We start from the raw sequence: 21,092 nt of genomic DNA, 5'->3' as shown, positions 1-21,092 counted from the left end.
AAATTAGAAAGTGAGTAAATTTATGTCTCGAGCACAATTAACGATTTTAACAAACATTTGTCTAATAGAAGACCTCGAAACGCAACGGGTGGTTATGCAGTATCGCGCTCCTTCAACCAATCGCTGGTCTGGTTATGCCTTTCCAGGAGGTCATGTAGAAAATGGCGAGTCTTTCGCAGAGTCTGTCATTCGTGAAATCTATGAAGAAACAGGGTTGACTATCCAAAATCCTCAACTTGTCGGCATTAAAAATTGGCCACTAGATACAGGTGGGCGCTATATTGTCGTTTGTTATAAGGCAACTGAGTTCTCTGGTAGCCTTCGCTCTTCAGATGAAGGAGAAGTTTCTTGGGTGCAAAAAGACCAGATTCCAAATTTGGATCTGGCCTATGATATGTTACCCTTGATGGAGATGATGGAAGCTCCTGACAAGTCTGAATTTTTCTACCCTCGCCGTACAGAAGACGATTGGGAAAAGAAAATCTTCTAGTCTTTTACCAAATAACCAAGTTTATCCAAGGCCTCCTCAATGTAGTGGAGGTCTTGTTGTGTTTCAGCTTCAACTAGGTGGTAATGGATACCATCTGTCAATTCAGATAAAGGTCTAAAATCAGAATGCTCGACTTGTTCTAGAAAATGTTGCACATCTCTGCGGCAAGACAGTTTCAGCAAGGTTTCAATTTCTCCATAAACGGGATGGTCAATCAAAGTATTCTGGACACGTCCTCCATTATCGATGATAGCAAGGAGTTCTTGACCGATTTCTTCAACTTCATGTTTAACTTTGAAAAGTTTATGAACATAAGGGTTAGTATCAATTTGCTTATAGACGTAGCCACGATTGGTGGATAAGATAGGAGCGCCATCGGCTCTCAAAATTGCAATGTCCTGGACAATGACCTGACGTGTGACATGAAAATGTTCCGCCAAACTTTGGCCATTGAGAGCTTTAGGAGCTTCTTTCAAGAGTTTGAGCAGGGCTTGTTTGCGATCTTTTGTCATAGTTTTTCCTTTTAACGGCGTTTTCGGAGCACTTTATAGACAGCCAGTGCTAATGTATAGTCTACCATACTATGGATAATTGTGCCAAATCCAACTAGCACAAAGAGAACATAAAACATATTTTCTACATTGGTACCAGAAGTTGCGTAAAAAACGACACAGGCCAATACTTCAGCAAGGGCATGGATAAGCGCTAAAACAAAGTTAAAAATCCAAGAAGATTTTGGTTTATCTAGTGTATCTGGAAATTTTTGCAGGTAAAGAGCTCCCAAAGTCCCAAAAAAGATATGGGAAAAAGCTCGAAAAACGATAACCATAGGATAGCCAGCCATCAAAAATCCAAAACTAGAGGCTAGGATGACAAAAACTGCCATCAAGGGCGACAAGAACATGGCAATAAAAATAGCGATGTGGCTCCCCAAAGTGTAAGAAGCAGGTGGAATGACAATCTTGAAAGGCATAACAATTGGAATCAAAATCGCAATAGCCGTTAAGAGGGCTGTCATTGTCATAAATTGTGTCTTTTTCCGTGTATTCATAAGAATCTCCTTTTTACTGTATATACATTAGTATAGTACAATAAACAAGGCAATAAAGCAAGGATTTACTTGGGTTTATAGGTCATTTTTAAGTTAATACTCTTCGAAAATCTCTTCAAACAATGTCAGCTTCCATTTGCAACCTTAAAACCGTGTTTTGAGGAACCTGCAGCTAGCTTACTAGTTTACTCTTTGATTTTCATTGAGTATAAATATTGGTAAAGATTTCACTAAAAAGAAACTACTTCAAATAAAATCTCCACCTTCAGGTTTGAAAGCGGAGAATGTTTTTATTTCTTCAAAGTTTGTAGTCTTGGAACAATGGCTAGGGTTAGAACTGCGGAAATGACTAATTCAGCAATCGAATTTGTAGAGATAACAGTTGCTAGGAGTTTTTGGATATTACCATCAAAAACATTTCCAAAAAGGTAGAAAATTCCACCAAGTACAAAGACTGTGTTGGTAAGTGAACCAAGGGCACCAGCTAGAATCAGACCAGTCTTGTTTTTCATCAGTTTATAGACTAGATAAGGAGTTAAACCAATCAAAATACGTGGGACGATGGCAATGATAGCTGAATAGATGTTTCCGTTTGGGACGAATGGTGAGAAGAGGTAGCTTGTCGGTAGAATCGTAATTGTATTAACCGTCAAACTAAGTAACCCCATCAAAAATCCAAGTGTAACCCCAACTCGTGGACCGTAGATAATGCTGGCAATAATGACAGGAATATGAACAATGGTCGGTTTGATTGGAAATGGAAAAAGGTTAAAGATAAGTGAGCTTAGAAAATGAATCACAAGCATGGTTGCAAAAAAGATAGCAATAGGTGCAATATTAGAGCGTTTTTTCATCGAGAGTTTCCTTTATTCTTTCTAAAATAATTGTGAGGTCGGCTAGAGCTCCTCGTCCATGGTCTCCACAAGCTAGTAGGGATTCTTTTGGAGTAATCAGCTGATAGCCGTAGCTTTCTAATGTTTTCAGATTAGCCTGAGTTGCCGGATGGTCATACATTTTTGTATTCATTGCTGGTGCGATGAGTTTGGGAATATGACTTGGCAGGGCTAGAGCTGTACTGGTCACCATGTTGTCCGCAAAGCCGTGGGCTAGTTTTGCAATAGTGTTAGCAGTTGCAGGGGCCACGATAAATAAATCTGCTTTTTTGCCAAGTTCAATATGATTAACCTGATCAGGATAGGGTTCCTTCATGACATCCAGGTGGATGGAATTCTGTGAGAGTACCTGTAGTGTCAAAGGTTGGATAAACTCTATAGCAGCTTGAGTCATTAAGACAGTGACTTGATGACCTTGTTTTTTAAGCGAACTGACTAAATCTGCCGACTTATAAGAGGCGATTGAGCCCGTTACAGCCAAGAGAATGTTTGCCATAGCTTTCCTTTCTACGAATGATAGGCTTGAATTTTTTCAAGGAGGAGTTCTGCAATTTCTTCTTTAGTCTGGACTGTTTGAAGCTGATCTTTTTCAACAAAGATTGCACGATGCTGGTTTGCTGAAATTTGAGTCAGGTCATTTGCAATGATTAAGTCAGCTTGGTTTTTGATAAGACTTTTTCGGGCAATCTCGATGAGATAATCTTCAGAGACATCAACCAGCAGTTTGAAACCAATCAGATGAATAGCAGGATTCCATTCCTTGACTAGGGATATGATTTTAGGTGTCTTTTTTAGGAACAAAACCTGAACCTCATCAGTTGAAGAAATCTTAGCTTGATGATTCTGCTTGCTTAAAAATTCTTCTAGATTGGAGCTAGCCTGAACTTCCTCCATCCCCGTCATATAAACAGGAGTGTAGTCAGAAACCGCCATTGAGTGAATCAAGACCTGATAATCCGGAACACGTTCTTGCATTTCCTGTAGAAGGTTCTTGGTATTGCTAATTTCTCGAATACTTAGGTTAGGATGGGCTTCTGGCTTCACAGCTCGTTTTGTCGTCATTAAATAAACTTCATGTCCTGCAGCAAGCAGGGTTTCAGTGATGATTTTCCCCAAGCGACCTGTAGAATGGTTAGTGATAGAGCGGACGCTATCGATAGCCTCACTGGTACCGCCCGATGTAACTAAAATTTTCATAGCACTATTGTACACAAAAATAAACGGTAAGTAAAATAAAAGTGATAAATTTTTGGTAAAAACGAAGATTTACTATAGTTTCAAACTATAAAGCCATATAAAATTTAAGAAAGGGCTCTAAAATTCTTAAAAATAGAGATATTTACGAACGTTTAGAGAGTTTAAGGATGTTAAAAATCTTGTTTTGTGTTATAATGAATTATCATATAAGAGGTTAGAGGAGTTTTGAATGAAAACAGATATTGAAATCGCACAGAGTATTGAGTTGAAGCCAATCGTTGATGTTGTAGAGAAACTTGGTATTTCTTACGACGATTTGGAGTTGTACGGAAAGTATAAGGCTAAGCTCAGCTTTGATAAAATCCGTGCAGTTGAGAGCAATCCAGTTGGGAAATTGATCTTGGTTACTGCCATCAACCCAACACCAGCAGGTGAAGGAAAATCAACTATTACCATTGGTCTTGCTGATGCTTTGAACAAGATTGGCAAGAAAACTATGATTGCCATCCGCGAACCATCCCTTGGTCCAGTAATGGGGATTAAGGGTGGTGCTGCAGGCGGTGGTTACGCTCAAGTTCTGCCAATGGAAGACATCAACCTCCACTTTACTGGGGACATGCATGCTATTACAACTGCCAACAATGCGCTTTCTGCCTTGATTGACAATCACTTGCACCAAGGGAATGAGCTTGGAATTGACCAACGTCGTATCCTCTGGAAACGTGTTGTGGACTTAAACGACCGAGCTCTTCGTCATGTGACCGTTGGACTTGGTGGTCCTCTAAATGGTATTCCACGTGAGGATGGCTTTGACATTACAGTTGCTTCAGAGATCATGGCAATTCTTTGTTTGGCAACGGATATCGAGGACTTGAAACGCCGTTTGGCTAATATTGTTATCGGTTATCGCTATGACCGAACACCTGTTTCTGTTGGCGATTTACAGGTTGAAGGTGCTTTGGCATTGATTTTGAAGGATGCTATTAAGCCGAATCTGGTTCAGACAATTTACGGAACACCTGCCTTTGTACACGGTGGTCCATTTGCCAATATCGCTCACGGATGTAACTCTGTTTTGGCAACGACAACAGCTCTTCACTTAGCTGATTACACGGTTACTGAAGCTGGTTTTGGTGCCGACCTTGGTGCTGAGAAATTCCTTGATATTAAGACACCAAACTTGCCAACATCTCCAGATGCAGTAGTTATTGTTGCAACCCTTCGTGCCCTTAAGATGAATGGTGGTGTGGCTAAAGACGCTCTTACTGAAGAAAATGTAGAAGCAGTTCGTGCAGGTTTTGCTAACTTGCAACGCCACGTTGAAAATATCCGTAAATTTGGAGTACCTGCAGTCGTAGCTATTAACGAATTTGTATCTGATACTGAAGCTGAAATTGCAGCCTTGAAAGAACTCTGTGCTTCAATCGACGTACCAGTTGAGTTGGCTAGTGTCTGGGCTGATGGCGCAGAAGGTGGGGTAGCACTTGCTGAGACAGTTGTTAAGACAATTGCTGAAACCCCAGCTAATTACAAACGTTTATATGACAATGACCTTTCTGTTCAAGAAAAGATTGAAAAAATTGTTACTGAAATCTACCGTGGTAGCAAAGTCAACTTTGAGAAGAAAGCCCAAACGCAAATTGCTCAAATCGTTCAGAATGGTTGGGACAAATTGCCAATCTGTATGGCTAAAACTCAATACAGTTTCTCAGACAATCCAAATGCACTTGGAGCACCTGAAAACTTTGAAATTACCATTCGTGAATTGGTACCAAAATTAGGTGCAGGCTTCATCGTTGCTTTAACTGGTGATGTCATGACCATGCCAGGCCTTCCAAAACGACCAGCAGCTCTCAACATGGATGTTGAAAGCGACGGAACTGTTCTAGGCTTGTTCTAGTAGATTGTAATTGACTTTAAATGAGTTTGGAGATTTTAATCCAAGCTCATTTTTTATCTAGATAGAAGTAGTTGTCTTCAGTTGATGAGAGAGTTGTTTACTATACGTAACCATTCTAGTTAAAGATATTTTCCTCGAATTCTGATATAATGGAAATATTGACTTCAAGAGTAAGGAAGAGAAGATGAACGCATTATTAAATGGAATGAATGACCGTCAGGCTGAGGCGGTGCAAACGACAGAAGGTCCCTTGTTGATCATGGCGGGGGCTGGTTCTGGAAAGACCCGAGTTTTGACCCACCGCATTGCTTATCTGATTGATGAAAAGCTGGTCAATCCTTGGAATATCTTGGCCATTACCTTTACTAATAAGGCTGCGCGTGAGATGAAGGAACGTGCTTATGGCCTCAATCCAGCCACTCAGGACTGTTTGATTGCGACCTTTCACTCCATGTGTGTTCGTATCTTGCGTCGCGATGCGGACCATATTGGCTACAACCGTAATTTTACAATTGTCGATCCTGGTGAACAGCGAACTCTTATGAAACGCATTCTTAAGCAGTTGAACCTGGATCCGAAAAAATGGAATGAACGGAGCATCTTAGGAACAATTTCCAATGCTAAGAATGATCTGATTGATGATGTTGCCTATGCTGCCCAAGCTGGCGATATGTACACGCAAATCGTAGCCCAGTGTTACACAGCTTATCAAAAAGAACTTCGTCAGTCTGAATCCGTTGATTTTGATGATTTGATTATGCTGACCTTGCGTCTCTTTGATCAAAATCCTGATGTTTTGACCTACTACCAGCAGAAGTTTCAGTACATCCATGTTGATGAGTACCAAGATACCAACCACGCTCAGTATCAATTGGTCAAACTCTTGGCTTCCCGTTTTAAAAATATCTGTGTGGTTGGGGATGCGGATCAGTCTATCTACGGTTGGCGTGGTGCTGATATGCAGAATATCTTGGATTTCGAAAAGGATTACCCTCAAGCCAAGGTTGTTTTGTTAGAGGAGAATTACCGTTCAACCAAAATCATTCTCCAAGCGGCTAACGAAGTTATTAAAAACAATAAAAACCGCCGTCCTAAGAATCTCTGGACCCAAAATGCGGATGGGGAGCAAATCGTATACTATCGTGCCAATGATGAGCTGGATGAGGCTGTATTTGTAGCCAGAACCATTGATGAACTTAGTCGCAACCAAAATTTCCTTCACAAGGATTTTGCAGTTCTCTATCGTACAAACGCCCAGTCTCGTACTATTGAGGAAGCCCTGCTCAAGTCTAACATTCCTTATACCATGGTTGGTGGGACCAAGTTCTACAGCCGTAAGGAAATTCGTGATATTATTGCTTATCTCAACCTCATTGCTAATTTGAGTGATAATATCAGTTTTGAACGTATTATCAACGAACCTAAACGTGGAATTGGCCCAGGAACTGTTGAGAAAATCCGTGATTTTGCCAACATGCAAAATATGTCCATGCTAGATGCTTCTGCAAATATTATGTTGTCTGGAATCAAAGGTAAGGCAGCCCAATCTATCTGGGATTTTGCCAATATGGTTCTGGATTTGCGGGAGCAGTTGGACCAATTAACTATTACAGAGTTGGTTGAGGCCGTTCTAGAAAAAACAGGTTACGTCGATATTCTTAATGCCCAAGCGACTCTAGAAAGTAAGGCTCGGGTTGAAAATATCGAAGAGTTCCTTTCTGTGACGAAAAACTTTGATGACACCTCTGATGGGCCAGAAGAGGAAACTGGTTTGGACAAATTGAGTCGTTTTTTAAATGACTTGGCCTTGATTGCGGACACAGATTCAGGTAGTCAGGAGACATCAGAAGTGACCTTGATGACCCTTCATGCTGCCAAAGGTCTCGAGTTTCCAGTTGTCTTTTTGATTGGGATGGAAGAAAATGTCTTTCCGCTTAGCCGTGCAGCTGAAGATCAAGATGAATTGGAAGAAGAACGCCGTTTGGCTTATGTAGGAATAACGCGTGCAGAGAAAATTCTCTATCTGACCAATGCCAACTCGCGCTTGCTTTTCGGTCGTACCAACTACAACCGTCCGACTCGTTTTATTAATGAAATTAGTTCAGACTTGCTTGAGTATCAAGGATTGGCCCGTCCAGCCAATACAAGCTTTAAGGCATCTTATAGCAGTGGTGGGGTTGCCTTCGGTCAAGGTATGAGTTTGGCTCAGGCTCTTCAAGACCGTAAACGCAGTGCGGCCCCAAAAACTATCCAGTCAAGCGGTCTCCCATTTGGTCAATTTACTACTGGATCAAAATCAGGGTCTAGCGAGGCAAATTGGTCCATTGGTGACATTGCTCTCCACAAGAAATGGGGAGAGGGAACTGTTCTGGAAGTTTCAGGAAGCGGTGCTACGCAGGAATTAAAAATCAATTTCCCAGAAGTAGGTTTGAAAAAACTTTTAGCTAGTGTAGCCCCAATTGAGAAAAAAATATAATTTTCCATCCTTCTCACGAATAATAAAGTGAGGAGGATTTTTATGTATAGTATTTCATTCCAAGAAGATTCACTGTTGCCAAGAGAAAGGCTGGCAAAAGAAGGAGTTGAAGCGCTCAGTAATCAAGAGTTGCTAGCTATTTTACTTAGGACAGGAACACGTCAAGCTAGCGTTTTTGAAATTGCCCAGAAAGTTTTGAACAATCTTTCAAGCCTAACAGATTTGAAAAAAATGACCCTGCAGGAATTGCAGAGTCTGTCTGGTATTGGCCGAGTTAAGGCCATAGAATTACAAGCTATGATTGAACTGGGCCATCGTATTCACAAACATGAGACTCTTGAGATGGAAAGTATTCTCAGCAGTCAAAAGTTGGCCAAGAAGATGCAGCAGGAGTTGGGACATAAAAAACAAGAGCACCTGGTGGCGCTCTATCTCAATACTCAAAATCAAATCATCCATCAACAGACCATTTTTATCGGTTCTGCAACTCGTAGTATCGCTGAGCCGCGAGAGATTCTTCACTATGCTATCAAGCATATGGCGACTTCTCTCATATTGGTTCACAATCATCCTTCGGGAGCGGTAGCCCCTAGCCGAAATGATGATCATGTCACTAAACTTGTCAAGGAAGCTTGCGACTTGATGGGAATTGTCCTCTTGGACCATTTGATTGTCTCTCACTCCAGCTACTTTAGTTATCGAGAAAAGACAGATTTAATTTAAAGTTCATTAACGATATAGTCAAAGAGGTTTTTATCTTTGGGACGATTTTCAAAAAGAAATTCTGGGTGCCATTGGACACCGAGAAAGGCAACATCATCTGTACTTATGACAGCTTCAATGATACCATCCTTAGGATCATGAGCTGCAATCTTTAAGTTAGGTGCTAAATCCTTAATACTCTGATGGTGGAAGGAGTTGATATGGGAGATTTCTCCATAGATTTCTCGAAGAACAGTATCAGGTTCTGTTACCAAGCGTTGAGTTGTGTACTCAGCAGAACAATCCTGCCAATGGTCTTCGATATCTTGGTACAAAGTTCCACCCATGGCAACGTTAAAGAGTTGAGTTCCACGGCAGACAGAAAAAATTGGCTTTTTCTGTTTAATAGCCTCCTTGATGAGGGCCAGTTCAAAGATATCCCTTTGAAGGTGGTAGTCATCGCTATCGATGGTTTTTGGTTCACCATAGAATTTTGGATCAACATTTTGCCCACCTGTCAAGATGAGCTTGTCAATCATACTGATATAGTGGCAGGCCATTTCTTGATCACCAATCGGTAGGATGATAGGAATTCCTCCAGCTTCTTTAACGCCTTCAACAAAGCCTTTTGCTACGTAGCTCATCATGATGTCATCATCTGGATGAGTTTTTTCGTTTCCTGTAATCCCAATAACTGGTTTTTTCATAAAATGATTTTCGCTTTCTAATCCTCTTTTCGCATGAAGTAGAGGAGGGTTTGGAGTTCACTTGTTAAATCAACATACTGAACGACCACGTCTTTTGGTAAATGCAGATGGACTGGTGAAAAACTGAGAATTCCTTTCACGCCAGCATCCACCAATAGATTGGCAACCTCTTGTGACTTGACGCTGGGAACTGTCAGGATAGCAGTCTTCACATCAGCATCCTTGATTTTATCCTTGATTTGAGAAATCCCGTAAATGGGAATTCCATCAGGAGTTTGGGTACCGACTTCGGGATGGTCATCTAGGTCAAAGGCCATGATAATTTTCATCTTGTTACGCTCGTGGAAGCGGTAGTGGAGAAGGGCATGACCCATATTTCCAATACCAACCAGCATGACATTGGTAATGGAGTTATCATTGAGTAAATCGGCAAAAAATGTCATCAGTTTTTTGACATCATAGCCAAAACCACGGCGACCTAGTTCACCAAAGTAGGAAAAATCACGACGTACGGTCGCGGAATCAATACCGATAGCCTCTGCAATTTGCTTAGAGTTGGCACGTTCAATCTTTTCTGCATGAAATCTCTTAAAAATTCGATAGTAGAGAGAGAGTCTTTTCGCTGTAGCTTTTGGAATAGCAGACTGTTTATCTTTCACAAAATCACAACCTTTCTATTCTTCTATTTTATAGAAACATTGTGAAAAAATCAACAAAAACAAGAAAAAACTAAGAAAAATCTTAGTTTTGATGTAAAAAATCTGCATGTGATAGAAATCGGTAGAGGTCTCCGACCAGACCCTGATAAACTTTCTGGCCATTAAAAGTCAGAGAAGTCACATAAAGTGTATCTGGTAGGGTCACACATCCTGACAGAGCCAGCATGAGAGCTTTATAATCCTCATACTTGAGTGTACGCTCTACATGATAGTTGTCCTTATAGGTCAGTTCAAACATATGGGACCTATCTTTCCGATTTTGTAAAGACACCACGTTCTACCAAGCTATCCATGAGGAAGTAGAATTTTTCCTGATGAATGTGGTGGTCTTCTGATTTGAAAATATCAACTAGACGTAGCCCAAACTTGTCAGTGATATTGATTTTAGCACCTGTAAGTTCCTTGTTAATGATGATTTTGAGTTGGAATCCCTCACCGCTGTTCGGCACTTTTTCCAAAAGGCGAGTCAATTCATAGTTACCAACCTTAGTCTCAAAAAAGGTGTTGTCCTTAAGGGTGAATTTTTTAACAGAAGGGCTAAGAGTGTAGTCGTAACGACAATTTTTTAACTGAATGGTTTTTTCAAATGCCATATGGCTAACCTCCGATAATTTCTTTTAAGGTTTTTGCGAGGGTATGTAGATCTTCAACAGTATTTTCTGGCGACAAACTGATACGAACGGATTCCTTCAAGCGTTCTGAATTTGCCCCGTACATGGCTTCAAGAACATGGCTGGATTGTACAATGCCTGCAGTGCAGGCTGAGCCAGTAGAGATTGAAATTCCAGCTAAATCTAGACGAAGGAGTAAGAGGTCATTTTTCTGACCAGGAAATCCAATATTGAGAACATAAGGGAGATGATGTTCTCCTCTATTCAAGTAATATTGAATGCCCTCTAGCTCTGCAAGAAAGGCAGTTTCTAAATTTTGTACATGTTGAAAATGTTCTTCTTGCTGTTTTAGGTCTTCTTTTAGGGCTGCAACCATGCCTATGATGGCAGCCAGATTTTCAGTCCCTGCACGTTTTTTCTGTTCTTGGTCTCCACCATGGAGATAGGAATCAAAGTCCATGCTAGATGCGTAGAGAAAACCGATTCCCTTAGGACCATGGAACTTGTGGGCAGAAGCAGTGAGAAAATCAATGCCCAATTCTTCGGGGTGAATTGGTATTTTACCAATAGCTTGAACTGCATCAACATGATAGGCAGAAGGGTGTTGCTTGAGTATTTGGCCAATTTCAGCAATGGGAAGTAGGTTTCCTGTCTCATTATTAGCAAACATGGTAGAAACCAAAATCGTATCATCACGTAAGGCCTTTTGAATTTGTTGGGCTGTGATTTCTTGATTTTCTGGTTGGATAATGGTTGCTTCAAAACCAAAGTGTTGAACCAAGTAATCAATGGTTTCAAGGACGGCATGGTGCTCAATGGCAGTCGTGATGATATGTTTTCCTTGCTCTTGGTGACGAAGGCAGTAACCAATGATGGCAGTATTGTTGCCTTCAGTCCCACCAGAAGTGAAAAAGATATGTTGAGGTTTTGTCCCCAGTAACTGAGCTAGTTCTTGACGGGCTTCTCTCAAGAGTTTGCCAGCTTGACGACCATGAGCATGAATACTAGAAGGATTTCCATGGGTTTCTTGCATAACCTTGGTCATCGCTGAAATAGCAACTGCTGACATGGGAGTCGTTGCAGCATTGTCCAAATAAATCAAAGAATCACCTTATTTCTTTTTGTTGTAGGCAAAGAGTGGGCTGACTGGTTTTCTTTCGTGGATACGGACGATGGCATCACCAATTAACTCACTAGCAGTGATGTAGCATACGTTTTTAGGAGTTTTTTCTTTTGTTGCTACTGAATCAGTCACAAGAATTTCTTTAATATTAGTATTGTCAAGAAGTTCAGCAGCTCCTTCGACGAAGAGACCGTGGCTAGAAACAGCATAAATTTCTGTAGCTCCTTCACGTTCAACGATTTTAGCAGCTTCAGAGAAGGTACGTCCTGTATTTAAAATATCGTCAATCAAGATAGCTTTCTTACCTTCAACATCACCGATAATATAACCTTCGTTGCGAGTTGCATCGTCTTGAGGGTAGTCGATAATGGCGATAGGAGCATCAAGATACTCAGCCAAGCTACGAGCACGCTTTACACCTGAATTTTTAGGGCTAACCACGACAACATCTGAACCGAGTAGGCCCTTATCGCAATAATGTTTTGCAAATAGGGGAACTGTGAAAAGGTTATCGACAGGAATATCAAAGAAGCCTTGCACCTGAACAGCATGCAAATCAAGCGTAAGGACACGGTCAACACCAGCCTTAACCAGCATATTAGCAACTAGTTTAGCTGTAAGTGGCTCACGAGGTGAAGCAATGCGGTCTTGACGTGCATAGCCAAAATATGGAAGGACAACGTTGATACTGTGGGCGCTTGCGCGCACACAAGCGTCAACCATGATCAACAATTCCATTAGGTGGTTGTTAACAGGGAAACTTGTAGACTGGATGATGTAAACATCATAACCACGGACACTTTCTTCGATATTCACTTGGATTTCTCCGTCTGAAAATTGACGTGATGATAGTTTTCCAAGTGGGACACCAACAGCTTGTGCAATTTTCTGTGCAATCTCTTGGTTAGAGTTGAGTGCGAAAAGTTTCATGTTTTTTCTATCTGACATTATAGACCGTCCTCTGTAAACTTTTTAAATCCTAGCCATATCTGCCTAGCCTATATGAACTGGGATTTTTGTATTTTATCTTTTCTATTTTACCAAAAAATAGAGATTATTTCAGCTATTTTTCATGCTTTTGACAAATCGGACCAATTTTGAGGGAGCTTTTTGGTAGGAAATCTGATTTTGCTCTAAAAAGTGCTGGAAATCTTGTTTCCCTTGCTCGTGATTCTCAACTTCAAGCTCTAATTCGTAATCTGTAATATCAAAGTACTGACTCTCATCCAGTGCCATGAGACCAATAGCGGTTTGCATTTCATAGCGAAGCGTTGTTAGACAACCGAGCACCTGCCAGTTCTTGCTCTGGATACCATGTTTAGCCAACTCATCCAGTACTAGTCCTTGAGGAAGTTCTTTCTTGCTCAGATAGTTTTCAGCATCTTTTAGTTGCAATTTTTGATTGTATTCCATGTTTCCGACACTTTGTGGGACTTTGAGTGTCAATTCTGCCCAGTCTTCAAAAGTTCGAATGCGCATAGCAACTTTCTTTTCTCGCAGTTCAAAATCAGGCGTGTCCATGTAGTAATTTTTTTGAAGAACAGGAGTGACACCTGTGAACTGGTCTTTTAGACGATCATATTCATCTTTTTTCAATAGTGTTTTCAATTCAATTTCTAAATGTTTCATTTTTCTTACCTTTTCTTTATCGTTGAAAGCGGATTTATGGTATAAACTGCTCACGGTTTTCTGTACCCTTGAAATCATTGGTTTTATAGTGTTTATCTAAAAGTGAATACGACTCTACTTTTAGCTGGAACGGATGAAATCCATGAGCTGATCAACGACTTCAAAACGTTGATTATCATTGATGTGGGTATACATATCAAGGGTTGTTTGAACATTGTTGTGACCTAATCTGTCCGAAATGATTTTAGCTGTAATACCAGCTTCAAAGAGGAGAGAAGCGTGTGTGTGCCTGAAACCGTGAGGCGTAATTTTTTTGATATCATTGTGTTCACAAAAGAATCTTCTAAGTCTCTCTTTTACAGCTGAAGGAGAAATCCAACCTCCGAAACTGTTCGTAAAGATATAATTTGAATCATGTTTGTAAGGCACACTAGCCCGAAAATATTCTTTTATTTGCTGACGCTTCCAGAGTTTCAATACATTTAGAGTTTCATCATCTAAAGTGATAACCCTCTTACTCATTTTGGTTTTAGGGTCCTGAACAGTTTGTTTTTTATTAACAACGACAGCTGTCCGAGAAATGCTTAATCGTTTATTTTCAAAGTCAACATCTGACCACATGAGCCCAAGCGCCTCACCACATCTCAAACCAGTAAAAGCTAGCAAGTGATAAAAGGTATACTCTACAGGCTTACAATCTACTTTGCAAACTTTAAGAAACTCCGTTAGTTCCTGTTTTGTATAGTGGTTATCTTTGGCCTTTAAGGACCTATTTTTAGGCTTGATAATCTTGTCTAAGGGATTTGACTTAATAATGTCAATAGAAGTGGCATACTTGAAAATTCGACTGATGACAGAGTAGTAATTGGCATAGAGGATATAGCGATTACTTAACTTGATAGCAACCTTTTGACAATAAGCGACACTAATCTGCTGAATCTTCATATCTGCAAAATACAAGTCAATCATAACATCAAGTTTTTTCTTAACGTTCTGATAGGTTGTTGGTTTCACAGTGTTTTTATAGCTATCAAGCCATAATTCAGCGACTTCAGCGAAAGTAGGATTCTGGAAAGCTTCATTATTTGAAAAACCATTCTCTTCAACATCCAAGAGAAGATCACGTTCGGCTGCCTTGGCCTCTTTTATGGTTTTAAAACCACGGCGTGTTGTGCGTTTTTCTTTTCCAGTAGCAGGGTCTATACCCAGATAGGTTTGAAAGAGATATCTAGTTTCTCCTTTTTTGGTAATATATTTTTTTATCATAAAAAGTCCTTTCTTTTCGATTGCTTGCCCGCATAGTTGAAAAGGTGCAGAACTTATGATAAACTATAGGTGTATTTTTTTATCATCCTTTCCATTGCTTGCTAGATGGAAAGTTAAATCCTCACACTCAAAGTTTGGCGATGGAGAGTGTGGGGATTTTTTTGTTTAAATTCAACAAAAAACGGTAACTAAATTTATAGTTACCGTTTCTGCGTGGCAGCTTGTGCCAACCAGATTATTTGCACTAGGATTTCTCCTAGGTTAGTAACTATATATTATCAAATATATATCATTTTGTCAAAAATGGAAAGTTGAGTCCTCACACTCAAAGTTTGCCGTTGGAGATTGTGGAGATTTTTTTATTTTCTATTTTTTAAATATATTTTTTATAGCATGCCACAGGTATCTCCAACGGTAATTTTTGTGGAAATTACGATGCCTTTGTAAATCTGTTTTTAGAACATCTTTTGGATATCCCATTTCACTGGCTAAAACTAGCCAATCTGAGGGGTATGATGCGTCATGCTCCTTTATAGAATAGAGACATAATTCTAATAAGTTAAAGCCTGCTTTGTTATCAAATAAGGCTAAAGAATGGAAGAAAGTATATAAATCTCTTTGCCCTTTACCATTTCGGTAATCAGCCGGTGTTATCTTTATTTGGTTATGAAACTTTTTGTGGTAACTTAGACTCGCACTTGCTTTATAATTAAACATGCGTCCGCCATGAGCAGCACGATTTCTGAATGCTAATATTAAATCTAGTATTTCTATAAATAAAGTTTTATCTGCTGGTGTTAGTTGAGAGCTAGAAAGACCTGTACAAAGAGAAATAATCTTGTCTTTTTGTGGACCTTTTAGGATTTTAATAAAATTGGTGATATTTCCTAGTGTTGTTTCTTTAAAAAGTATCCATGGAGGTATGTGCTTATGTTTGATTCGATAAGAGTTTAAAGGCTCTACAGGTCTATTGGCTGCGATGTCTTTAAGCATATCCAGAAGAAAATCTCTTTGATATTTTTTGTGTTTACGTTGAAATTTCCCTTTATTGTAATTTTTTCTATCCAGATAATCTGATTCTAAAATACCAAAATCTTCTGCTAGAGTATAAGCTAGGGCTGTTCTTAGAGATAACTCTACTTTCAAAGTCGCTTGCATGACCAAACTTCTGATTTGTTTGTCAAGATTATAAAGTGAAACAAGGTGTTCAAATGTTTCCTTTTCTAAAAATGTTTCAACTTTTTTGGATGAATCAAGTAAAAAAATCTTGTATCCATTTACTATTTCGTAATAACCGTAGTTTCTGAGAGCAAAGTTAGCTGCTTTTCTATCTAAAATAGTTAAGTTTCTATTTTCTAATATTTTAATTTGTTTATTAAAATCGGAAAAAGGTTTCATTTTTTCTCCTATAAAGCACGAAAGAGCCTCAATAATGTATTGAGACTCTTTCGGTAGGATGCATCGGGCATCCGGACCAATTCGTATAAATACATTATAGAGTCTTTTGTTATTTTTGTCAAGCAACTATTTCCATTTTGGAAACAGTTGGTTTTAATTTATACTCTTGGTTCATTACGGTGCCAATCATTAGGAAAACCTAAAGACTGGTTGATTACATTGATGTCTATAGAAGGCAGTTTTTTCTCTAGTTTGATAACTTTCTTTCTAAGAGTATTCCACAAAATGTTAAATTCTGCTTTACTAATAAAGCATTGAAGGCTAATAATTGTTGAATATACAGTTTTTCTACTGTCATCTCCCATCAAGATCTCTTCGTTATGAATCGTTTCCCAAAACGTACTATTAGAACGGCATCTGAAGTTTAATAAGCGATTATTGTGAGCGCATTTGTTTCGTACCTCGTTAATATTTTTTAGAAAAGATATCAAGGTTTCTGGTGGGAAAACATCGTTAAAGTCAGGTATGTTTGTGCTTATAAAACTTACTAAATCCCGTGCGATTTCATTTTGGAGTGAGTTCGGCAGGTTTTCAATAATTGTGCGTAAATCTCCAAACTCTAGATAATCAGTTAGTACCCAGATTGGGACATCTGAATGAGTATGTGCGTAGTGGTGAATTGAATTTCCTCTGTATCGCTTGTTTGTGTTTATGATTTTGGATAGTTTTGATACAATAAATCCCACGTCTAATATTTTATTATCTGCATAAGAATTGGTGTTTAAATAAGCGTATTTTTGACTGGGGTAAGCTTCGGCGAATCTGTGAGCAGTGATTGACTTGATATGGTGTTCAGCTTCAAGAATAGCTTGCAAAATGGCTCGTTTTACATCTTTGTCAAATGTATAGAGACTTGAAACTTCGTCAAATGTGACGCCGTCAATATAAGTGTCAGTACCAGGGTGTTGAAAAAACTTACTGTATCCATTGATAATATTGTAGTAATTATTACTTAGCAGGTACTTAGCTGCTTTAGACTCATCTGTAATGGATAACCCTCTGATTTTTAGTGTTGCGATTTGTTCCTCGATTGTTTTAAATGGCTTCAAAAAAACTCCCCCATTCTAATTTAGAATGAAGGAGTTTTCCCGTATCGGTCCCCGTAGAGATCCCGACGCTTTTTCTCTAATGAATTCATTCTAAATGATTTTTTTTAAAAAGTCAACTGTTTTTTTAATATTTTTAAAAAAATAATTTTTTCTATTCCCCTCTATACACCCCGACAACTGTATAAATCTTGATGTGTGTGTCTTCGGCTGGTGGGAAGTCTAGGATGATGTCTTCATACTTGTCATTGAGCGATACTAGGCGTAAGCGTCCATTTTCGGTATATATCTTCTTGAAGTAAGAACGGTCTCCGTATGCGATAACTGCTAGGTCTCCATTATAGGTAGTCAGTCCCTTGTCTACTAAATAGAGAATGTCTCCGTTCTGGTAGTCAGGTTGCATGGAATCTCCACTTACCTTGGTAGCAATATCGTGGCGTGGTGGTTGTTCGTCAACCTCTATAGTCTCTCTGTCTGTATCGTCGTAACCAAATCCGTAGTTAAATCCACAAGCTGCTGCCGTCTCAGATACTACCTCAACTTGGTACAAGCTGATAACTTCCGATACTTCGTTTATCTTCGTTTATCTTCGTTTATCTTCGTTTCTTCTTCGTTTTTCTGCTCGTTCAGAAGATCCTCAGACATTCGTAGCACAATTTTTTTATTGTTAGTGTTTAATTTTCGAGCTGTGTTTGTGATTTGCTGTGTGAGTAAATCTGGAACATCTGAGAAGGAATTGATGGATTCTTCTTTAAAAGTAGTATCTATATCTGATTTTTTAACACCGAAATAATCAGCAAGTTTTTGGATAACACCAAAAGAAGGAGCGCTTCTTAATTTCATATAGTCTGTCATAGTACTTGCTGTAATTCCAACTTCTTTAGCCAACTCTTTTTGGGTGATGCCACGTTGCTTTCTAAAGTGTGTAATATTTTCAGCAATAATTCGCATTCGTTTTTTTTCATCCATTTACGATTACCTCGTATTTTTTATAATTACATTATATATCATTTTTGATTGATAAACAATCAAAAATACGAAAAAATCCTATTTTTTTGATAAAAACTATTGATAATACGAAAAAATCATATTATAATTAAATCAAGCTTAAGGAAAAGGAGGTAAGGCAAATGATGGAACACATCATAAAAAGCCTAGCAACCAAGGACACCACAACCGTCATCTTGGTACTAGGCTTAGTAAACGAAGCTCGTTTGTGGCACAAACAAATCTTAGAACACAAACGTAGGCTTCAAAACAAAAAGTAGAGAAAGGGGCAGAAGCCCCAACCTCTACTTGATAGTGTACCATCATTTGCTGTGAAAAGCAATGGATGAAAATGTTGGCTTGATAAGCCTAGCAGGATTTGTGATTGTATCTTTTACTATCCGTCAGATAGTGAAGTACCGATGTGATAAAAAAGATAAGGAGTAGGAAGGAGATATCGTGGAATCATTGATAATTTCAATTTTAACATCTTTTATTGTGACATCTATTATGATGCATTACCACATTTATAAAGTAAATGAACTATACAAAAAATATATGGATTTTGAAAAATCGAGTGTAGAAGAGTTTGCTAAATCAATTACAAGCAGACTTCCAAAAAATTCTTCTCAAGAGGAGTAATGGTAAAAGATGAATTTAGATAAGGGGGTAAGAAGAATGGCTAAAAATTCAATGAACCTTGAAGTTAAAGTAAATGTTACGAATATGGAGAAATTTAATGAGCTTGTCAAAGAGTTCAATAAAAAAGCTCACGAGCTTGAAGAGCTTGCTCATGAGCTGAATTGGTTTCGTTTTGAAGCAGATATCCTATCAAATGATGGCAACTAGTTCAAAATTAGCATTTTCTGGAAACAAATAAATTGGATATGATTCTTTTGTTTCGAGATTACGGAACTGGTAACCAAAATAATCTTTTTTTGCATTTGAATTTTTTTCAGTTAGTATTTCAAGATTAGCTTGTGATAGTAGTTTAAAAATCTGAATACGAGCTTGTTCTAAATCGGATATGCTGTTTAAAACTCTTAATTCATGTTCGTTTTGGAATAATACATCTATCAAATCTTCTCTAGCATCTATATTAGTTATGGAACCATGCAGAGAATCAAATTTTAATTTGTAATCGGTAAATGATAAATTCCTGTATTCTTGATAGGTTACAAAGGTAATATTTTTATCTTGGAATCGGTAGACGAGGGAATCATTTTGTAATTCATCCTTAAATTCCGTAAGACCAATTAAAAATTTATGGCAAGCTTCTAAAATACGGATTTGATTTAGATTCATTTTCTTTTCCTCCTTTCTATTGGAATTTTGACTAAAACGGTGAGAGGTCCTAGTCAAGAATATTATAGAATAATTCTATAAAACACTCTATTACTTTCGTTATATAATATAGATGTTGACTAGCACCACATGTTGAGGCGGTATCACTGCTTGTTCAAGCTGAGGCATCAGCGAAGTAGAAGTAATGATCTCCCATGCGATAGGACTCGTAGAATGAGGAGGGAAACCGACGAAATGATACGGTAAGTCCGAATCGTCTAGTATGTAGTATTGCTGGTGCGATCTTAGTCAGTTTATAATAAAATGATATGTTTAATGATATGTTTTAAGAAAAAATTATAATTTAGAAACGTGAATAAACTTGTTTAAACTTTATGTATCTTTAGAAAGTGTGAAAGATTGGACGAACAATTTTTTTTGATGGGTGGAAATCCGCCGATAAAGAAACATAGCATTGTTGATAAAATTGTGTCATCAAGGAAGATCGAAAGAATTGTCATTTTTACAGTTTATCGAGAAAATTGGGAACCGTACATGAAAAAGTACACGGAAGTTTTCCGAAGCCATTTTTCTAACCTAAACACTGATTACTTACTCTTGGATACTGAGCAGATTAATTTTGATAGCTATCTAGATGCTGATCTAGTTATTATCGGTGGTGGAAATACGGAAAAATATATATCTACTTATGTCAATCAGGAGTTCAAAAATTATATCGATCATATGCTTAATAAAGGGGCAAAAGTTATAGGGTTCTCTGCAGGAGCCCTATTATTATGAGAAAAAGTCTATGTCTCACCTAATGATAATTCAGATCATCAGATAAAGATAAAAAATGGATTAGGAGTCTTTAGTCAGTTTTTAATTAGTGTCCATTATGATTCATGGAATGATAAAGCAAATAAGGATAGAGCTGAAGAACTCGTTAATGTTCCCATAATTCCACTAAATGATCATTCATGTCTTGTATTAGATAAACTTGGAAACATTATTGAGAAAATTGACTAGTTTTAATCATGCGAATCTGAATCTACGAAACTAAAGTATTGACGAAATGAATAATGAAAAGCCTTGATTGTAAGGCTTTTTTTGTGTTTTTGTGATAGAATATAGGTAGTTTAAAATCGACAGCAACTAAGAAGCAGTAAAAATCTTATTCATAAAATAATCAAGATAAGGAAGATAAAATGACAGAAATTGACAAAAAGAATTTAAAAAATTATCTTTATTGTACATTTGGAATTACTTATATAGCTTGGGGGCTTCTTGCCATATTTACTCAATCTCATATTTTGGGATTAGAAACATTTATAGGGAGAATGTTACATATAGTAGGTGCACTTGGTCCAGCTATTGCAAGTGGCTTTTATTTGAAAAGGAATAATATAAAATTTAAATATTTTGTATTTAATAAAAGAAAAAATAGTAGTATTTATTTCATTATTCATTTGTTAGCAATTTTGATACTATTCTCTGTATCCTCCTTAGAATTAAACGGAGTATCAATTTATCTGATACCGCTATTCTTTATA

23 protein-coding genes and 3 pseudogenes are annotated in these 21,092 nt (G+C 38.2%); 9 read left to right on the top strand and 17 right to left on the bottom strand.

Annotated elements, in window-relative coordinates:
* The first annotated feature begins 22 nt into the window (after positions 1-22).
* The gene (locus tag GEZ85_RS05215; RefSeq protein WP_153209579.1) at positions 23-490 is read left to right on the top strand and encodes an 8-oxo-dGTP diphosphatase; all 468 of its coding nucleotides are present in this window, start codon (positions 23-25) and stop codon (positions 488-490) included.
* Here the strand turns inward: GEZ85_RS05215 and GEZ85_RS05210 are convergent.
* The 5 genes from GEZ85_RS05210 to coaB form a co-directional block, all read right to left on the bottom strand.
* Complete coding sequence (locus GEZ85_RS05210) at positions 487-1,002, bottom strand: transcription repressor NadR (protein WP_153209578.1); 516 nt, start codon at positions 1,000-1,002, stop codon at positions 487-489. The genes GEZ85_RS05215 and GEZ85_RS05210 overlap by 4 nt on opposite strands.
* A gap of 11 nt (positions 1,003-1,013) precedes the next feature.
* A complete protein-coding gene (locus GEZ85_RS05205; protein WP_001097396.1) occupies positions 1,014-1,541 on the bottom strand; it encodes an ECF transporter S component in 528 nt (175 codons plus the stop codon).
* 290 nt (positions 1,542-1,831) lie between these two features.
* Positions 1,832-2,395, bottom strand: coding sequence for an ECF transporter S component (locus GEZ85_RS05200; protein ID WP_000747412.1), 564 nt, complete (start codon positions 2,393-2,395; stop codon positions 1,832-1,834).
* Positions 2,379-2,930 (bottom strand): phosphopantothenoylcysteine decarboxylase, encoded by a 552-nt coding sequence (gene coaC, locus GEZ85_RS05195; RefSeq protein ID WP_049547281.1) that lies wholly within the window; start codon positions 2,928-2,930, stop codon positions 2,379-2,381. The genes GEZ85_RS05200 and coaC overlap by 17 nt, the downstream gene beginning before the upstream one ends.
* A gap of 11 nt (positions 2,931-2,941) precedes the next feature.
* Positions 2,942-3,631 carry a phosphopantothenate--cysteine ligase gene (gene coaB / locus GEZ85_RS05190; RefSeq protein WP_049547282.1) on the bottom strand — a complete coding sequence of 230 codons (690 nt, stop codon included), beginning with the start codon at positions 3,629-3,631 and terminating at the stop codon, positions 2,942-2,944.
* Positions 3,632-3,860: 229 nt separating this feature from the next.
* On the opposite strand from coaB, the gene GEZ85_RS05185 reads away from it, so the two are divergent.
* The 3 genes from GEZ85_RS05185 (at position 3,861) to radC (ending at position 8,730) form a co-directional block, all read left to right on the top strand.
* Entirely contained in the window at positions 3,861-5,531 is a 1,671-nt protein-coding gene (locus GEZ85_RS05185) for a formate--tetrahydrofolate ligase (protein WP_000845262.1), read from the top strand.
* 184 nt (positions 5,532-5,715) lie between these two features.
* Positions 5,716-8,007 carry a DNA helicase PcrA gene (pcrA, locus tag GEZ85_RS05180; RefSeq protein ID WP_153209577.1) on the top strand — a complete coding sequence of 764 codons (2,292 nt, stop codon included), beginning with the start codon at positions 5,716-5,718 and terminating at the stop codon, positions 8,005-8,007.
* Positions 8,008-8,049: 42 nt separating this feature from the next.
* Positions 8,050-8,730, top strand: a complete 681-nt coding sequence (gene radC, locus GEZ85_RS05175; RefSeq protein WP_033688879.1) for a RadC family protein — start codon at positions 8,050-8,052, stop codon at positions 8,728-8,730.
* Here the strand turns inward: radC and GEZ85_RS05170 are convergent.
* From GEZ85_RS05170 to GEZ85_RS05120, 11 genes and pseudogenes are all read right to left on the bottom strand, one after another.
* Positions 8,727-9,416, bottom strand: coding sequence for a gamma-glutamyl-gamma-aminobutyrate hydrolase family protein (locus GEZ85_RS05170; RefSeq protein WP_153209576.1), 690 nt, complete (start codon positions 9,414-9,416; stop codon positions 8,727-8,729). The two genes, radC and GEZ85_RS05170, sit on opposite strands and share 4 nt — an antisense overlap.
* A 17-nt stretch (positions 9,417-9,433) precedes the next feature.
* Positions 9,434-10,075, bottom strand: coding sequence for a redox-sensing transcriptional repressor Rex (locus tag GEZ85_RS05165; protein ID WP_000653417.1), 642 nt, complete (start codon positions 10,073-10,075; stop codon positions 9,434-9,436).
* Positions 10,076-10,157: 82 nt separating this feature from the next.
* Positions 10,158-10,373, bottom strand: coding sequence for a DUF4649 family protein (locus tag GEZ85_RS05160; RefSeq protein WP_153209575.1), 216 nt, complete (start codon positions 10,371-10,373; stop codon positions 10,158-10,160).
* Positions 10,374-10,380: 7 nt separating this feature from the next.
* A complete protein-coding gene (locus tag GEZ85_RS05155) occupies positions 10,381-10,728 on the bottom strand; it encodes a DUF1831 domain-containing protein (RefSeq protein WP_000863540.1) in 348 nt (115 codons plus the stop codon).
* Positions 10,729-10,732: 4 nt separating this feature from the next.
* Positions 10,733-11,848, bottom strand: a complete 1,116-nt coding sequence (locus GEZ85_RS05150) for a cysteine desulfurase family protein (protein WP_153209574.1) — start codon at positions 11,846-11,848, stop codon at positions 10,733-10,735.
* Positions 11,849-11,857: 9 nt separating this feature from the next.
* Positions 11,858-12,817, bottom strand: a complete 960-nt coding sequence (locus GEZ85_RS05145; RefSeq protein WP_084926530.1) for a ribose-phosphate diphosphokinase — start codon at positions 12,815-12,817, stop codon at positions 11,858-11,860.
* Positions 12,818-12,928: 111 nt separating this feature from the next.
* Positions 12,929-13,498 (bottom strand): CYTH domain-containing protein, encoded by a 570-nt coding sequence (locus GEZ85_RS05140; RefSeq protein ID WP_153209573.1) that lies wholly within the window; start codon positions 13,496-13,498, stop codon positions 12,929-12,931.
* Between the two features lie 120 nt (positions 13,499-13,618).
* Positions 13,619-14,764: a site-specific integrase gene (locus GEZ85_RS05135; RefSeq protein WP_153209572.1), complete on the bottom strand. Its 1,146-nt coding sequence runs from the start codon at positions 14,762-14,764 to the stop codon at positions 13,619-13,621.
* A 366-nt stretch (positions 14,765-15,130) separates the two neighbouring features.
* Complete coding sequence (locus tag GEZ85_RS05130) at positions 15,131-16,162, bottom strand: Abi family protein (protein ID WP_153209571.1); 1,032 nt, start codon at positions 16,160-16,162, stop codon at positions 15,131-15,133.
* Positions 16,163-16,320: 158 nt separating this feature from the next.
* On the bottom strand, positions 16,321-17,271 hold the full coding sequence (locus tag GEZ85_RS05125) for an Abi family protein (protein ID WP_023937584.1): 951 nt from the start codon (positions 17,269-17,271) through the stop codon (positions 16,321-16,323).
* A gap of 151 nt (positions 17,272-17,422) precedes the next feature.
* A pseudogene (locus tag GEZ85_RS05120) lies at positions 17,423-18,237 on the bottom strand (LexA family transcriptional regulator).
* Between the two features lie 161 nt (positions 18,238-18,398).
* On the opposite strand from GEZ85_RS05120, the gene GEZ85_RS05115 reads away from it, so the two are divergent.
* The 3 genes from GEZ85_RS05115 to GEZ85_RS05105 all read left to right on the top strand — a co-directional run bounded on the left by GEZ85_RS05115 (position 18,399) and on the right by GEZ85_RS05105 (position 19,104).
* Positions 18,399-18,536 (top strand): hypothetical protein, encoded by a 138-nt coding sequence (locus GEZ85_RS05115; protein ID WP_153209570.1) that lies wholly within the window; start codon positions 18,399-18,401, stop codon positions 18,534-18,536.
* A gap of 178 nt (positions 18,537-18,714) precedes the next feature.
* A complete protein-coding gene (locus GEZ85_RS05110) occupies positions 18,715-18,897 on the top strand; it encodes a hypothetical protein (RefSeq protein ID WP_050253700.1) in 183 nt (60 codons plus the stop codon).
* Positions 18,898-18,906: 9 nt separating this feature from the next.
* Positions 18,907-19,104, top strand: a complete 198-nt coding sequence (locus tag GEZ85_RS05105; RefSeq protein ID WP_150533777.1) for a hypothetical protein — start codon at positions 18,907-18,909, stop codon at positions 19,102-19,104.
* On the opposite strand, the gene GEZ85_RS05100 is transcribed toward GEZ85_RS05105, so the two are convergent.
* A complete protein-coding gene (locus GEZ85_RS05100) occupies positions 19,087-19,560 on the bottom strand; it encodes a hypothetical protein (protein WP_153209569.1) in 474 nt (157 codons plus the stop codon). The genes GEZ85_RS05105 and GEZ85_RS05100 overlap by 18 nt on opposite strands.
* A 399-nt stretch (positions 19,561-19,959) precedes the next feature.
* Between GEZ85_RS05100 and GEZ85_RS05095 the strand changes: the two are divergent.
* Together GEZ85_RS05095 and GEZ85_RS05090 are read left to right on the top strand one after the other, a co-directional pair.
* Positions 19,960-20,568, top strand: a pseudogene (locus tag GEZ85_RS05095) (Type 1 glutamine amidotransferase-like domain-containing protein).
* 179 nt (positions 20,569-20,747) lie between these two features.
* Positions 20,748-21,092: pseudogene (locus GEZ85_RS05090) on the top strand (CPBP family intramembrane glutamic endopeptidase); the annotation flags it as partial.

It is taken from the genome of Streptococcus mitis (assembly GCF_009496205.1).
GTDB classification, from domain to species: domain Bacteria; phylum Bacillota; class Bacilli; order Lactobacillales; family Streptococcaceae; genus Streptococcus; species Streptococcus mitis_BN.
This window is presented reverse-complemented; position numbering and strand designations above follow the sequence as displayed.